The sequence below is a fragment of the Paenibacillus nasutitermitis genome, assembly GCF_014641075.1.
GTDB lineage: Bacteria > Bacillota > Bacilli > Paenibacillales > Paenibacillaceae > Paenibacillus_Z > Paenibacillus_Z nasutitermitis.
This window is the reverse complement of record NZ_BMHP01000002.1, coordinates 22,857-38,131: the sequence shown is the minus strand read 5'-3', so window position 1 is coordinate 38,131 and position 15,275 is coordinate 22,857. Positions and strand designations below refer to the sequence as shown.

Genomic DNA, 15,275 nt, shown 5'->3' with positions numbered 1-15,275 from the left:
CTTAAAGGAGGAGAAACATCCATGTCAGATATCAATCAGACAGAACCGATCCGGATTTATACGATTCCGACCTGCAGTGACTGCCATTTTGCCAAGCGTTATTTTAATGAGAAAAAGATAGCTTTTATCGAATTCAACTGCGAAGAAGATATGAAATATGCGGAAGAAGTGCTGGAGCTGACCGGAAAGCAGATCGTACCGACCATTGTCATTCAAGAAAAGGTGTTCATTGGTTTCGCGGAAAACTTGAACGAGATAAGTAAGCTTCTGCAATAAACGTATGACCCGGTCAATCGGCCGGGATTTTTTTAGGGCAAGTAGGGGTACTGCCAACATTTAACGAAAATTTACGCTAAGCCTTATAAAAAACAAAGAGCGAACCTTTCTAAAATGGTTCGCTCTTGTTTTTTATACCCGATAGCGTGGAGTAAGGCAAAGTTCGCCTTGTGCCGGAGTTTCTGCTGTTGCACTTGCTGCGGTAATCTGAATGGAATTAAAGTTTGTTTTGGTAAAACTTAGGGTGGAACCTGGGTCTACCAAAATAGCAGGTCCGCTTAGAGTTGTACCAAGTAAAAATTGTACGGATATGGTACCTGTACCATCTCCATAGGTAATCGTTCCGCTAGCGAAAAAATTCCGCGCATCAACACCAACAGATGTGAAAATCGTCCGTGCCGCTGTTCCAGTGGCTATCACAAAGCTAGAACAAATCTTATCCTGAACCATGTGTTCTTCTTTACAGCAAGTAAAGCAGCAATCATCTTTTGAGCCTTTATTACAGCTACATCCACTCATGTTTAACTCACCTCCAGCGTTACCATATACATATTCATTTATGGGACAGCCTACATCCGCTAATCGACTCTCAAATCGCCCAATTGGCTTCACTTTTCAGGTAAATAGACCATTGTGCCGGTTCGCATTACCTGAAAAGTAAATAAGCTAATGAGAATGATTTTTATGAGAAAGTGGGGCGCAAGATGAGAGCATTTAACCTGGTAAAACAAAAAACAATCGTGAACGTGACAACATGTTGCCGCCCATTAAGAAAGAAAAAACGAAATTGCGAAAAAAAAAGAAGGGTCTTAAGGTGTGAAAAAATATGTGGCCGTATATTTCAAACGTGTAATGGAACGTCACATGTATACTTTCGGGTTGTGGGCATTCGACGTCCGTCTTTGAGTGTATTAAAAATTGAAAATAGTTCAGATTGTCGGATGAGGGCAATTATAAGTTTTGGTTCGAGGGGAAAAACAATAGAGCAGGTAGTAGACCCATTTCAAGAAGCTGCGTTTATAGTAAATAATATAAAATCTTTCAAAATAAGGAGTATTGGCGCGGAAGATATCACCGAATGTACAGGAAAATTTGAATTAAAAATACGTTTGAAAAGTGCGGTATGAGGGAATCCGAGCAAAGGATATGCAAGCGTAATCGACTTTGCTTTGCCTAAAACTCGCCGCACTTTAGGCTCCTGTATTTTGTTCTATCCTGCTAATATTGCAGATGGTGAACAACTTTTAAGATTGGACAAACCGAAAACTTATAATTACACGATCTATCAACTGCTCTTATCGTCCAGCTTAGAGTAAAAAATCATCTAATTAGACACTATTCAAGGCTTAGCGTATATTTTCGTTAAAATGTTGGCCGGACCCCAAGAAAGACAATTAGGTTACATAATAATTAATATGTAAACAAACATTCCCTTACATAATTTACATGTATTCGAGATACGAAGTGTTGTCGGCTGACAAGAACATTTCTCATTAATTTTGGCTTAATAGCAGATTTTTCACTTAACCATTTGAACATTTGGAGGGGCACAAATGGGTAGTGGAAGTTGATTCCAAGTATAAGGTATGGTAAATTAATTCTATTAAGCAATGAAAGGGTGACCAAAAGCCGATGATCTACTAATCCTATCCACCAAAGAAAAATCTAATTTTTTAGGTTTTCGGGATAGGAGTAGTGTGGGCTTTTATACATAAACATGAAGTACGACTGCTTTTTGTAGCAGCACGTCTTTTTGTTTATATTTATGCCTCCTATCCGATAACCGGAAAGGAGGTTTTTTTTGTGGCTAATATTGGTTTAATAATAGATTGATGGCAGATGAATTGTGAAATAGGGAGAAGATGTCAAATGACAGGACCGAATCCCAACGATAAATATCCGCTACCAGGGAATACAAATCTGCAATTCATCAAAAACATGATTACCCGGCCCAATATTATTGCAGGGGATTACTCCTACTATGATGCATCTTGCGGAGAATCATTTGAGGATCAAGTTTTGTACCATTATGAAATAATAGGAACAAAATTAATAATGGGAAAGTTTTGTTCGATTGCGCCTGAAGCCAGATTTATGATGGATGGCGGAAACCACAGAATGGACGGTTCAACCTTTCCATTCAACATTTTTGGAAACGGGTGGGAAGCATTTACTCCATCTATAGAAGAGCTGCCGATCAAAGGAGATACGATTATCGGAAATGACGTCTGGATCGGGAGACGTGCAACCATCATGCCGGGGGTACGCATTGGTGACGGAGCCATTATAGCTGCTGAAGCCGTCGTTGTAAAAGATGTGGAACCCTATACGATCGTAGGAGGTAATCCAGCAAAGGAAATACGTAAGCGATTCTCGCCAGAAATCACTCAAGCGTTACTGGAAATCAAATGGTGGGATCACGATATAGAAATCATCAATCAATATATGGGTGCGATCGTAAGCGGAAATGTAAATATGCTCAGAAAAATGAAACAGAAATCTTAATACTTTTAGCGGAGGTAGATATTATGAAAACCACGATAAACGAATATGCAATCGCTGGATCAGATTCGTGGCCTTATGGAATAACCGTTGGGAAAGATGGAGCCCTCTGGTATACGGAACAGAAAGGGAATCGAATTGGACGAATAACGGCCAATGGTAAAATGAATTCTTTCCCTATCCCAACATCGGATGCAGGTGCTATGTCCATCGTTTCGGATGAATCGGGCGACTTGTGGTTTGCAGAATATAAAGCTAATAAGATCGGGAGAATTTCGATGAACGGCCTCTTTACAGAATATGAACTTCCTTTAGTGGATTCTTCACCATTTGGCATAACGCAAGGCGCTGACGGCGCAATATGGTTTACTGAAATGAATAGCGATAAAATCGGAAGGATAACAAAATCCGGGGAAATCACGGAGTTTGACTTGCCGAATCACAAAGTCTTTCCTTCTTTTATCACACAAGGATCAGATGGAGCATTGTGGTTCACCGAGAATCAGAACAATACAATCGGTCGAATAACCACAGAAGGTGAAGTTACGCAATATTCGATTCCAACTCCTGATTCGGGACCAGTCGGCATTACAAGCGGACCCGATGGCGCATTATGGTTTGTTCAGATTAATGGCAATAAAATTGGAAGAATTACGACATCAGGTGAGATGATGGAATATGTTATACCGACGTCTGGCGCTCGTCCTCATGCAATTGCTTCCGGGAAGAAAGGAGATCTCTGGTTTACGGAATGGGGGGCTAATCAAATCGGTCGAATAACAACAGACGGAGTTATTACCGAGTATGAAATACCAACAAAGAATGCAGAACCACATGGCATTGCGGTCTGTTCTGAGGGAAATGTCTGGTTCGCCGAAGAGTGTAATCAGATTGCATGTTTGACGGTATTTTCGGATTGAATTTTCGATAAGTGTTGTATGGGCTGCTCTGATTGTTAGAGCGGCCCATATTTTATAAGATGGGTAACATTGAATAGCAGAACTGAACTGTATGTAAATTTAATAATGGAACGCGACACAGGCTCTCTAAAACGCTTTCAATATTTTTGTTGACAAATATTTGCAGGCCATTATAATAAAAACATAAAAGTTTATACGTGTACATAAATGAAATGAGGGTTGGAATTGAGCATTACGATCAAAGATATTGCAAGCATTGCCGGCGTGTCACATGTTACTGTTCTTCGGGTTCTGAATGGAAAACCGAATGTCAAACCGCAAACCAGGGAAAAAATATTAGCCATCGCTCGTGAGCATAACTATGTGACCAATCGGCTCGCCAGAAATTTATCGGGCAAACAGAGCAATGTGATTGGATTAATCATAACGGACATCTCCAATCCATTGTACGCTGAGCTTGTACGCGGCGCTGACGATGTTTTCTCCAAGCATAATTACCGAACGATTATCCATAATTCGGATAACCAAAAGGTGCTTGCCAGCAAAGGGCTCATTAATATGAAAGAGCTGAGAGTTGCAGGTTTGTTGGTTGCAGTCCCCTCAAAGGGAGAATCCGATTTTTTGAAAGAGCTGGAGCAGATCGACTTGCCTTACGTATGTTTCAGCACGAATAAGTCGAATGACAATGACTATGTGGCTTTTGACGATGAGAAGGGCGGCTACATACTGGGCAAGCATCTGGTGGAATTGGGGCATCGGCGCATCGTTTGTTTAGCTCCGGAAGAAAGAAATACCCGGCCAACGCAAGCCCGCCTTGAAGGGTTACAGCGTGCATTGCGGGAATGTGGCATTCCATTTTCGGAAGCGGATATCTTTGAGATTGGGTTTGGTTACCAGGATGGCTATCGGATGGCCGATCGAATCCTGCAGATTCCTGGAGTTACCGCTACGGTTTGCTTATATGACAAACTCGCGATCGGTTTGCTTCGCCGGCTGAAGGAACGGGGGATATCCGTACCCGACGATATGGCGGTCTCTGGATTCGACGATAATGAAATAAGCACTTTTCTGGAAACGAGTTTAACTTCCGTTTCATTACCGAAGTATACGCTGGGGCAAAAGGGCGGACAGCTTCTGCTGGATAAACTCAACTATTTGGCTGAATCACCTTGGGTATCGCAGCAAATGATGATAGAACCTGTCTTAATGATTCGCGAGTCTACCAAGCGCATGTGATAAATGTGATAACAGAGTTCCAAACGCTGGTTTATTTGGAGCTTTGTTATAAGAATATTCAGAAATGTTCACGTGTACATTCGGAGTAAAAGGAAGGGAGGTGAGATCAGGTTTGATCTATCCCATGCATACACATGTATCAAGCGACAAGAGGGAGGAGGGAACCGGTGACAATTCTGATTGCAAAATTTTCTTTCAATAGGATTACACTATTATTTTTTGAGAGGGTGAAATTCAATGAAAAGAAAGATGATGATGATGGCTTTATTAATGGTGTTGACCCTGAGTGTCTTACCAAACATCGCATTAGCTTACCGTACTGACAATAGCAACTACAATGTCAAACTGTACAGTGCGACAGGCAATGGAGCAACAGATGATAGGACGGCTATTCAGAACGCGATTAATGCTTCACAGCCTTCTGGCGGCCAGATCTATTTTCCGAAAGGCACGTACCGGTTTGCATCCGCGATAACGTTTCCCTCGAATACGGTTCTCGTGTTCGAGAAAGGCGCTGTACTGGTCCCCGATAGCGGTATTACGATTACCGTCAATGGGAGCGTCGATGCAGGTTTATATCAGATTTTTACCAGCCTGTCCGGAAAAGGCGATGTGAAAGGGAAGATGCAGGCGGTGAATATCTACCCGCAATGGTGGGGTGCGGACGGAACGGATTCCAGCGATGATACCACGGCGATCAAGAAGGCCATCGCGAGCCAAACCGGTGGCGGCACGATTTATTTTCCGACCGGCACTTATATCGTATCGTCCGCTTTAAATGTATCGGGATTGGATAGATTGAATCTGATTGGAGCAGGCGTGGATCTGACTGTTATCAAATCCACATCGGCAACCGCAGACGTATTCTACACTGCACCAGGTCAATCGCAGAGATGGCAGCGTTTTAAAGACTTTACGGTAGACAGCGCAGTTGCCAAAACAGCGGGAGCCCATTTTAATTTCCTTGGCAATCAATACCGAACGACTATTGATAATGTGAAACTGCAAAATTGGCATAAAGGGATTGTGTTTGCCAGTTATGAAATGTGCTGGATTACAAAACCGAATATCACCTCACCTTCGGTTGGTGCAGATGCCGCCATCCAGGCCGGAATCCAGGCGACGGCTGCCCAAGGCGCCAATTTGTATATCACTGAAGGATTTCTCCGAGGCACGGACGGTACAGACGGCGTATCTCCGACGTCAACCGCGCTCGGCAATTATGGTGTGAAAATATATGATGCGGATGCCGTAATGATGAGCAATATGGACATAGGCGGCTTTATAAAAAACGATTTATTGATCGATCCTAATGCTCGTGCCTCCAATCATTATTTCGATAGTGTCTGGTTCGATGCCACGAGAGATGATGCACCAGTTAGAATTCAAGGCACCGGCATTAAGACGGAAATTACGTTCGCTAACTCCTGGATTGCGAGCGCAGGCAAGCTTGATGGAGGCAATCCCTTGGCCAGCAACCTGGTCATTTCCGGCAGCGGGGGCTACAGAGCCGTTGAGTTTACGGGGAATCGAATTTTTAACAGCTCTGGTATTGGGATTAAGATCGATGCATCAAGCGGTTTTCCGGGCTTGTTCACGGGCAATATTATTCAAAACAACGGGACGGCTGGAATATCTGGCGAAAACTATGGAATGAAAATCGCGACCCCATTAAATACACCCTCAGTCAGCGTATTCAACTCTACCTTCCTGGAAAACAATGGAGACGATATTTACATTACGGCTGATGCCCGCAATTATTCGATTCAGAATGTCAGCTTGACGGGCAGCATTACGAATCTTGGCGTTGCCAAACGAATTTCAGGGGTAGTTTCAGACATTTCTAATGTAATCGCTTCCAATACGAATTTGAACATACCGCCATTTGGAGAATTCTATTCCATTACGGGAACCACCACTATAGGAGGAATTGCGGCAACATGGCCGGGACATACCATTACATTGAAATTCAACAATGCATTAACGGTTGTCGATGATTCTCAAAATCTCCGATTAGCGGGGAATCTGACTACCTCCGCCAATACCACATTAACCTTGATTTGCGATGGAGCAGAATGGATTGAAGTTTCAAGAAGCAGCAACTAATCCGGCAGTGTAAGACAAATGCCGAGGAAGATGAAAGGAGTTACCCGCAGTGCAAAGCTTAATCCGCAAATATAGAACAAACCTGGAAGCATGGAGCGTTTTGGGACCGGTCATGCTCTATATGTCGATCTTCTCCCTGTTCCCACTATTCTTCGTGATTTATTTAAGTTTTACAGAATGGAATGCGATTAGCGGCTGGCCGAAGTGGGTTGGGCTGCAAAATTACTTTAAGTTCTTCAATTCAGAGCTTTATATAAAAAGCCTATATCAAACGTTAAAAATTGGCGGCATCAGCTTGGTTCTATGGATGGTTTTGTCTTTTGCTGTTGCACTCCTGCTTAACCAGTCTATCAAAGGAAGAGGAATCTTTCGGGCAATCTGGTACATTCCTGTTGTGACGTCCTATGCGATCATTTCACAAATTGTACTCGCGTTGCTGGATCCGATGGATGGCGGGATTAACAAATTTCTGCTCAGCATGGGACTGGATCGAATCGAATGGCAGCAAAGCACCTTCTGGATGATATTCTGGGTCACGCTGTTTGGTCTGTGGAAGGGAGTCGGCGCGGGAATGCTTCTGTTCTTGGCAGGCCTGCAGTCCATCGATCCTTCACTCTATGAAGCCGCCAAGGTGGATGGAGCGGGGGCGTGGAGAAGGATGACCGCCATTACAATTCCGCTGTTGCACCCGCTCACGGCATTTGTTTTCGTAACCAGCGTCATTGCTTTGTTCCAGCTGTTCGAACCGATTTATTTTATTACCAAAGGCGGGCCTAACGGCTCGACGCAAGTCATTGTCTACCGGATATGGAAGGATGCCTTCTCCGATTTTCAAATGGGGATGGCAAGCGTGGGATCCGTGGTGATTTTAGTTATCGCCATGGTCAGTACATTGATCAGCATTCGATTGACCAAATCCATTTATTAAAGCGGTGACACGATGACGAATCATTCAACCGGTATGCGAATAGCGACCTATTTTATTTTGACGATCGGCGGAGTTTTCATGCTCTATCCGCTTGTGTACGCTTTTCTGGTTTCCTTGATGGACCCATACGAGTTTACGACCGCCAATTCATTATTTCCGATCGCGAGCAAACCGGATTTCAGCAAATACGTGGAAATTTTCAAGATTCATGATGTAGTGTTGTGGTTCAGGAATACGATTCTTCGGGTGATTTGGTATATGTTTTGGACCGTGGGGACCTCGCTCGTCCTGGGCTACTTCTTTTCCAAAGGAACGTTTTTCGGAAAGAGATTCATGTTTTATTTGCTTCTCTCCACGATGATGATTCCGGCGGTAACGACGATGGTTCCGATATATGTCATGTACGCCAGATGGCCATGGGCAGGCGGTAACGACATCTTCTTCGGCGGCCATGGGCTGCTTAATTCATGGGGGGTTATGCTGCTTCCCGGTCTAGTCCAGGTTTACTCCGTATTTCTGGTCAAGCAGATGTATGAAACACTGCCGAATGACTATGAAGAATCCGCAAGAATGGACGGAGCGGGGACGTTCAGAATTATCTTCCAAATCTTTGCGCCGATGCTCAAACCCGTCATTGCCGTCATTCTCATCAATGATTTTGTCGGGATATGGAATGATTTTATGACCAATTTGATTTACACCAACAGCGGCGGCCCCAATATAACGATGATCTCTTTTGGAATTACGAAATTGCCGGGTTATCTTACGCAGCAGGATTTAAGTAACAACTATGTGTTGGATTATCCGACTTTGTTCGCAGCCGCTTTACTCGCCACAGTGCCTACGGTCGCTCTATTCCTGGTGCTGCAGAAACGAATTGTGCAGGGGCTGGCGATGTCCGGTTTGAAAGGATAGCTGATCTGCACAGTCCTTGCAGGAGGTGATGAAACGGTTTAATGGAGCAAGTCGGCAGGAAAACGAAAAAACATACCTATGAATTCAATGGAGGGTTGGCAAATGGCAAGAAAAAACAAGATCAAGCTGGTAGCGATTTTAGTTATTCTTACTATCTTATTGGCTGCATGCAGTTCGGATAAAAAAACAGAAAATCAACCGAATCAGTCTGTTGGGCAAAGTAATCAAAATGATCCCGCTGGTAAAGTCGAAGAAGTAACGCTGGTAGTCTGGGTAGGCGGATCGCTCTACGATGACGAAAGAGTGAAAAAACTGCAGGAGGATGCAAAAAAGAAAGGCGAAAAAATCATCGGCGTGGCCGCCGCGACAGCGGAAATCAAAAAAGCGTTCGAGGAGAAGTATCCGGGAGTCAAATTGAAATTCGAATCCCATGGCTGGGCGGATGAATTGACTGCTAATTTGCAGCGCGCCGTGCTTGGGGGAACAGGACCGGACGTTGTACAGGGTGAATCCCAAATTTACGAGTTCGCCAAGTTGAATGCATTCAAAGAGCTCAGCATCGACGACGAGATGAAGCAGGATCTGCTGCCGGGACCTTTAAGCGTAGCTACAGTCAACGATAAGATATACGGTTTGCCTTTCATGACAGGCACATTCGCTCTTCAATATAACAAAGATGTTCTGAGGAAGGCCGGATTTGATCCGGACAAGGACATTCCAAAAACATGGGACGAACTTGTCAACATGGTGAATGACATTACGGCAAAAGGCAATGGCGAATATTACGGATATATGATTAACGCTTCCGACGGCCTTGGCAGTATGTTTCGGGCACATCCTTGGGTAAAGCAAATGGGCACGGATTTCGGTACCGCTGACGGGGACGCTACCTTTAATTCACCCGATGCTTTGAAAGCCTATGAGTTCTTGCGAGAGTTGGCCAAGAATGCTCCCCCGGGGGCAGCCAGCTTAAATGAAGAGGGGAAAATTCTCGCGATTCTTCACACCGGGCAAGCCGCATTCCAAATTGACGGTCCCTGGCAGATTGATTGGGCGAAGCAGGATAAGTGCGATTGCGGGTATGCGAGGCTTCCGGTTCCAAGTGAAGGGAAAACCGGGAACAGCATTGTGGGCAACATTGTTCATTCGGTCTTGAGAGACACCAAGCATCCCAAGGAAGCCGAGGATTTCGTCAGATTTCTGGCATCTCCGGAGGGGCAAGAGATTGTGATGAGGAATACGCCGACCCTGCCGATTAACAAAAAGGCGCTCGAACGGGTTCCCGATTATTTCGAGACAAATCCTGAGTTGAGGGTGTTTTATGATGAGCTTGAACAAGCTAAAAATATTGCTCCACTGCCTACCTTCAAGAAGAATTCGTCGCAAGTGATCGATCAGTGGACGATTTTGAAAAACATGATATTCGATCCCAAACAAGACTTGAAAGCCAGCGCGGATAAAGTACAGAAAGCCTCGGAAGAGGCTATGCAATAGGAAACGGGCGATGGGAAGAAGAACCGCTTCCCGGGTTCTTCTTCCAAAAGGAGGCTGGAGGCATTGAGCTCCGAAGAGCGCGTGACGGTTATTCGTAATGGGAGAATCGTAACGGAGAACAACAGCGTCATTGAAGGCGGAACGATTGTTTGGCAAAATCAGCGAATCGTCTATATTGGCGAGGACGGGGGAGAACGTGGCCTTAAAATAGTAAACGATACTTCAGCCATTATGATTGATGCGGATGGCGGCTGGGTGCTGCCGGGTTTCATCGACGTACATGTGCATGGCGGAGCCGGATATGATTTTATGGAGGCAACGACTGAGGCATACGATGCTATCACTAGATTTCATGCGCGCCATGGCACGACCGGTATGCTGGCCACCACCGTGACAGCCCCGCGTGATGCCCTGACAAGCGCGATCCATACCGCTTCGGTCTATCGAAGCAACGAGACGCGTTATGCCGAATTGCTTGGCGTCCATCTGGAAGGCCCGTTCATCAGCCCACAATGGTCCGGCGCGCAAAATCCCGAGTATATCGTCGCGCCACAGCTGGAATGGATAGAACACTGGGTAAGCATGTACCCTGCATTGATTCGTATTCTTACGCTTGCGCCGGAACTGGATGGCGCTTCAGCGCTTATCGCTTGGCTGAACGATCGGGGTATTATACCCGCTTGCGGGCATACGGATGCCAGTTACGATTGCATGAACGAAGCGGCAAAACATGGTCTCCGTCATGCGGTTCATTCGTTCAATGCGATGAGGGGAATGCATCATCGTGAACCCGGTACTGTAGGTGCGATTTTGACCGACGATCGGATCAGCGCTGAAATAATTGCCGACGGTCACCACGTTCACCCCGCCGGTATTCGGATGCTGACAGCGCTAAAGCGCAGTGATCAAGTCATTCTGATTACGGATGCCATCTCCGCTGCCGGATTAGAAGACGGGAGCTATCGCAGCGCAGGGCTGGATGTGATCATAAAGGATTCCGTATCCCGCACAAAAGAGGGCGGACAACTGGCAGGCTCCATGTTGACTATGATTAAAGCCTTCCAATTCATGGCGCGTGAAGTGGGACTCAAGGTAGAACAGGTAAGCCGTTTTGCGAGCGGCAACCCGGCTCTCCTGCTGGGTCTTGATCAGGAGAGGGGCAGTCTGGCAAAAGGAAAGCTTGCAGATCTACTGATCCTCTCCGCCGATTTGGAACTGCAGCATGTATTTGTTCGAGGACGACCGGTCCATTAAATCGGATTCCCATATTAAGAAAACCTAGTCTTGAGGTAAAGGGTGACTCGGAAATGATAAAGATTGTAAACCATCAAGTTTGCGGCGTAAACATCGTATGCGATGACAAAGCGATATCCTTGTTTGCGGCAGAAGAACTGCAAAAATATATAGCGAAAGCGACTAATGGAACGCTTCCCATTTGCGGCGCTCCTGTCGAGAACAGACCATCCATATTCATCGGCGGTTTGGAATGGTGTAAACGTCAAGCTAACTCCAACTGCATAGATGCAGATCAATTGGAGTATGACGGGTATTGCATCGTAGGTGTGCATGGTAATTTGATTCTGACCAGCCGGGAAGACAGGGGGATCCTTTTTGCCGTCTATGCGCTTTTGGAGCATATCGGATGCAAGTGGTTTTTCCCAGGCCCAAAAGGGGAGTTTATTCCCTCCTTGGAGGAAATCGTTATCGATCCAACTATATGTCAAATCGTCAATCCGGATTTTGAAATCAGAAGCTTCATGGATGCCAGCCACAAAAATCCCAGTGAGCTGTGGAGCGCAGAGATGGTTGAGCTTATCGATTGGTGCAGTAAAAGCAAATTGAACTCAATTACGGTGCATCATGAACCTCACAAGGAACTTGAAGGTCTGGACCGGATAAAAAGCGAAATCAAAAAAAGATCGCTACTGTATGAGTTTGGTGGCCATGGAACACAATGGTTTGTGGATCGGGAATTGTTTGAATCCAAACCGTATTTATTCAGGGAGAAGGATGGAGTAAGAAGGAAGGACGGGAACTTTTGCGGATCCAGTGATGAAGCGATCGCTTTGATTTTGAAGGGGGTCGAGAATGTATTAGCCACTAACGACGGAATCGACATTTTGCATCTCTGGTTCGACGATGTTTATGATGGCAGTTGGTGTGAGTGTTCATCGTGCCGGCATATGTCCATTCCAGACCAGATCATGAATGTCATCAATAAGATTTATGCCGAAATCAGCGTGAAATACCCTGCTATTAAAGGGGATATGGTTCTATACCATGATACGCTGGATGCCAAGGAAATCACTATTGCCCCACACCCGAAGGTTGTCGGTTATATTGCGCCAAGAGAAAGATGTTACGCGCACAGTATTGATGATTCATCTTGTGAATTGAATAGAAAATATTACAGCAAGACAAGCAATGCCGTCGAAGTATTCGGACATCAAGTATACGTGGTGGAGTACTACACGGACATGATTTTATATTCGAAAATGAAGATGCATTTCCCGCAAGTTATTGCCCGTGATTTAGCCGAGTATAAAAAAACCGGAGTAAACAAAATCACTACTTTGGGCTTTCTTCGGTACAGCTGGTGGGCTTATGACTTTAATTTATTCGTCTACGCCAACAGTTCCTGGGATGTAAATTACGATTACCGGAAAGGACTGAATGCCTTTTGCGAACAGATTTATCCGGCTAGCTCCGGCATCATGCTGGAGTATTATCGCCTGCTGGAACAAGCATCTGCAGGAATCCTGGCCTTTTGCGGTTATAAAGATGTTCTGCATGATATTCGAAATATACCGCCCCAATCCCCCGAGTTTCAAAAGCAGCACATTGAAAAAATAAAAATGAGCCTAAATATGCTCGAGAGCTGCGTTTGCTTGTTGGGAGAGGCCCTTGTGATAAGTGCCGGCAAAGAAAAAAACATGATCCAGGATGAAATTCAAATCTTGTATATTACGCAAAAAGAAACCGAAGCGACCTATCATCAAATGATGGGGAGATACTTACAAGCTTTCGAAGAAAACGCCGATAAGTCCCTGATTGAAACTTACATGGATAAAGCGATCGAGGCCAGAATGGAAATCAGGCGTTATATTGAATCCGTGTCGGACGATCTTAAAGGCTCCAGCGGACACGAGCTATTCGCCGATCATCTATGCTCAGACATGATTGATTTTGTGGACAGTCTAAAAAAAGAGGCCGCTAATGATAAACCTTGATCAGGAGCTTGTTGTGGGTCTTGATATTGGCGGGACTCAGCTGAAATTCGGGTTTGTAAGCGGGCAAGGCGAAGTGTTGAACTTCAAAGTCAAGCCTATAGAGCGAACAGACGAGGGGAATGCAGACATCCATTCAATGGTTGAAACGATCGCGCATTTCCTTCAGGAGTATAAGGGAAGCCGAAAAATAAGCTCACTAGGGGTGTCCACGCCGGGGGTTATCGATACAGATCAAGGGATCGTCAAAACGGCTGTTAATCTGGGGTGGGGCAACCTGCCGTTACGCCGACTGCTGGAAGAACGATTGGGTCTCCCCGTAAGCGTGATTAATGATGCGGAAGCCGGGGCACTGGGCGAGTATCATTTCGGAAGTGGTCGCCATAAGGATCGTTTTCTATTTGTGAGTCTGGGTACTGGTATCGGGGCAAGTCTTTGCATAGACGGACGGATTTATAAGGGTCGAGATAACACGATTATAAACTTAGGCCACAATTGCATTTTTCCGAATGGACGTCCATGTGAGTGCGGCAATAGGGGCTGTCTGGAGAAATATGTTTCCGGTCCAGCGTTGTCGGCTCAAGGAGGGAAAGATGCGGTGCTGCTTTACGAGGCGGCAGGGCAAGGGGATGCCAATGCGCGTCAAATATTCCAGGATGCCGGCCAAGTGCTTGGAATGGCATTGGTCAGCTGTTTGAATTTATTTGGCGTCGATACCATTTTGGTTGGTGGAGGACTAAGTCAAAGCGGTCCTTATCTAATGGAGCCGGCACGCAAGATTATTGGTGAACGCTACAAGCTTAAGCGGGACTGGGAAGTTATCCTTGCAGCCAACCCATTAAAGGCTGGCATGCTGGGGGCGGCGGTAATGGCCTTTAATGATTTGAAAGAGAGAGGATAAAGCGTATGTTGATGAATGAATACCTGAATCAAGTCCTGAACGTTATCGATTCGATCAGCCGTTCTCAGAAAGAAACGATTCAACGTGTCGCTTCCAAGATAGCGGATTCCATTATGAAGGGCGGCGTCCTTCATCTATTTGGCAGCGGGCATTCTCACATGGTTGCCGAAGATGCGTTTAATAGAGCCGGCGGACTGGTCTGCATCAATGCAATGCTGGAACCGTCCCTGATGGAAATTAATGTGGGAAGGACGTCCATGCTGGAACGATTGCATGGTTACGCGAAAGTTATTGTATCCGGATACGATTTGCGTCCGGGCGAAACGATTATTATTGTTTCCAATAGCGGCATTAATGCGGTTCCGATTGAAGTAGCATTGGAATGCAAGGAACGCGGTCTGCATGTGGTTGCTTTAACGAGTCTTCAACATTCATCGGAAGAATGCTCCCGGCATTCAAGCGGCAAGCGTCTTTTTGAAGTGGCGGATGAAGTGCTGGATAACTGTGGCGTTCCCGGTGACGCCATGCTGGCGCATGAAAAGCTTACCAACAAAATCGGACCTTCTTCAACGATAGCCGGCATCGTGATCATTCAGACGTTGATATGCGCTGTCGTTGAACAACTATTGGAGCGAGGCGCAGCGCCTCCCGTTTTTCGAAGCGGCAATATATCCGGGGGAGAAGAACATAACCAAGGATTGATAGACGGGTACAAGGAACGGATCCGGTATTACTAAACCTGCAGAACATATCCAAGAGGAAGCTTGAAG

General features: G+C 45.5%; 14 protein-coding genes. 13 read left to right on the top strand and 1 reads right to left on the bottom strand.

Translation table 11 applies throughout. From position 1 onward, the window contains the following. Positions 1–21 precede the first annotated feature (21 nt). Complete coding sequence (locus IEY46_RS10240; RefSeq protein WP_188991926.1) at positions 22–276, top strand: glutaredoxin family protein; 255 nt, start codon at positions 22–24, stop codon at positions 274–276. 132 nt (positions 277–408) lie between these two features. On the opposite strand, the gene IEY46_RS10235 is transcribed toward IEY46_RS10240, so the two are convergent. Next, positions 409–795, bottom strand: coding sequence for a DUF3992 domain-containing protein (locus IEY46_RS10235; RefSeq protein WP_188991924.1), 387 nt, complete (start codon positions 793–795; stop codon positions 409–411). A 185-nt stretch (positions 796–980) separates the two neighbouring features. Between IEY46_RS10235 and IEY46_RS37025 the strand changes: the two genes are divergently transcribed. From IEY46_RS37025 to IEY46_RS10175, 12 genes are all read left to right on the top strand, one after another. Next, a complete protein-coding gene (locus IEY46_RS37025; RefSeq protein ID WP_373288787.1) occupies positions 981–1,403 on the top strand; it encodes an S-Ena type endospore appendage in 423 nt (140 codons plus the stop codon). 742 nt (positions 1,404–2,145) lie between these two features. After that, positions 2,146–2,781, top strand: a complete 636-nt coding sequence (gene vat(I), locus IEY46_RS10225) for a streptogramin A O-acetyltransferase Vat(I) (RefSeq protein ID WP_188991920.1) — start codon at positions 2,146–2,148, stop codon at positions 2,779–2,781. 23 nt (positions 2,782–2,804) lie between these two features. Continuing rightward, positions 2,805–3,698 (top strand): Vgb family protein, encoded by an 894-nt coding sequence (locus IEY46_RS10220; RefSeq protein ID WP_188991918.1) that lies wholly within the window; start codon positions 2,805–2,807, stop codon positions 3,696–3,698. A gap of 225 nt (positions 3,699–3,923) precedes the next feature. Further along, positions 3,924–4,934, top strand: coding sequence for a LacI family DNA-binding transcriptional regulator (locus tag IEY46_RS10215; protein ID WP_188991916.1), 1,011 nt, complete (start codon positions 3,924–3,926; stop codon positions 4,932–4,934). A 237-nt stretch (positions 4,935–5,171) separates the two neighbouring features. Continuing rightward, entirely contained in the window at positions 5,172–7,040 is a 1,869-nt protein-coding gene (locus IEY46_RS10210; RefSeq protein WP_188991914.1) for a glycosyl hydrolase family 28-related protein, read from the top strand. Positions 7,041–7,089: 49 nt separating this feature from the next. Next, on the top strand, positions 7,090–7,968 hold the full coding sequence (locus tag IEY46_RS10205) for a carbohydrate ABC transporter permease (RefSeq protein ID WP_188991912.1): 879 nt from the start codon (positions 7,090–7,092) through the stop codon (positions 7,966–7,968). Between the two features lie 12 nt (positions 7,969–7,980). Beyond that, a complete protein-coding gene (locus IEY46_RS10200) occupies positions 7,981–8,883 on the top strand; it encodes a carbohydrate ABC transporter permease (protein WP_188991910.1) in 903 nt (300 codons plus the stop codon). Positions 8,884–8,985: 102 nt separating this feature from the next. Then, positions 8,986–10,377, top strand: coding sequence for an ABC transporter substrate-binding protein (locus IEY46_RS10195; RefSeq protein WP_188991908.1), 1,392 nt, complete (start codon positions 8,986–8,988; stop codon positions 10,375–10,377). Between the two features lie 63 nt (positions 10,378–10,440). After that, positions 10,441–11,631 (top strand): N-acetylglucosamine-6-phosphate deacetylase, encoded by a 1,191-nt coding sequence (nagA, locus tag IEY46_RS10190; protein ID WP_188991906.1) that lies wholly within the window; start codon positions 10,441–10,443, stop codon positions 11,629–11,631. A 53-nt stretch (positions 11,632–11,684) separates the two neighbouring features. After that, complete coding sequence (locus tag IEY46_RS10185) at positions 11,685–13,607, top strand: DUF4838 domain-containing protein (protein ID WP_188991904.1); 1,923 nt, start codon at positions 11,685–11,687, stop codon at positions 13,605–13,607. After that, a complete protein-coding gene (locus IEY46_RS10180; protein ID WP_188991901.1) occupies positions 13,594–14,505 on the top strand; it encodes an ROK family protein in 912 nt (303 codons plus the stop codon). Before IEY46_RS10185 ends, IEY46_RS10180 begins: the two co-directional genes overlap by 14 nt. A gap of 5 nt (positions 14,506–14,510) precedes the next feature. Continuing rightward, a complete protein-coding gene (locus tag IEY46_RS10175) occupies positions 14,511–15,242 on the top strand; it encodes a sugar isomerase domain-containing protein (protein WP_188991900.1) in 732 nt (243 codons plus the stop codon). The last annotated feature ends 33 nt before the right edge of the window (positions 15,243–15,275 follow it).

Bases quoted from the DNA above. Each gene is read 5' to 3' on its own strand.
- IEY46_RS10195 (WP_188991908.1), top strand. From the start codon at position 8,986: ATGGCAAGAAAAAACAAGATCAAGCTGGTAGCGATTTTAGTTATTCTT.
- IEY46_RS10220 (WP_188991918.1), top strand. From the start codon at position 2,805: ATGAAAACCACGATAAACGAATATGCAATCGCTGGATCAGATTCGTGG.
- IEY46_RS10200 (WP_188991910.1), top strand. From the start codon at position 7,981: ATGACGAATCATTCAACCGGTATGCGAATAGCGACCTATTTTATTTTG.
- IEY46_RS10180 (WP_188991901.1), top strand. From the start codon at position 13,594: ATGATAAACCTTGATCAGGAGCTTGTTGTGGGTCTTGATATTGGCGGG.
- IEY46_RS10185 (WP_188991904.1), top strand. From the start codon at position 11,685: ATGATAAAGATTGTAAACCATCAAGTTTGCGGCGTAAACATCGTATGC.
- IEY46_RS10210 (WP_188991914.1), top strand. From the start codon at position 5,172: ATGAAAAGAAAGATGATGATGATGGCTTTATTAATGGTGTTGACCCTG.
- IEY46_RS37025 (WP_373288787.1), top strand. From the start codon at position 981: ATGAGAGCATTTAACCTGGTAAAACAAAAAACAATCGTGAACGTGACA.
- IEY46_RS10240 (WP_188991926.1), top strand. From the start codon at position 22: ATGTCAGATATCAATCAGACAGAACCGATCCGGATTTATACGATTCCG.
- IEY46_RS10175 (WP_188991900.1), top strand. From the start codon at position 14,511: ATGTTGATGAATGAATACCTGAATCAAGTCCTGAACGTTATCGATTCG.
- IEY46_RS10235 (WP_188991924.1), bottom strand. From the start codon at position 795: ATGAGTGGATGTAGCTGTAATAAAGGCTCAAAAGATGATTGCTGCTTT.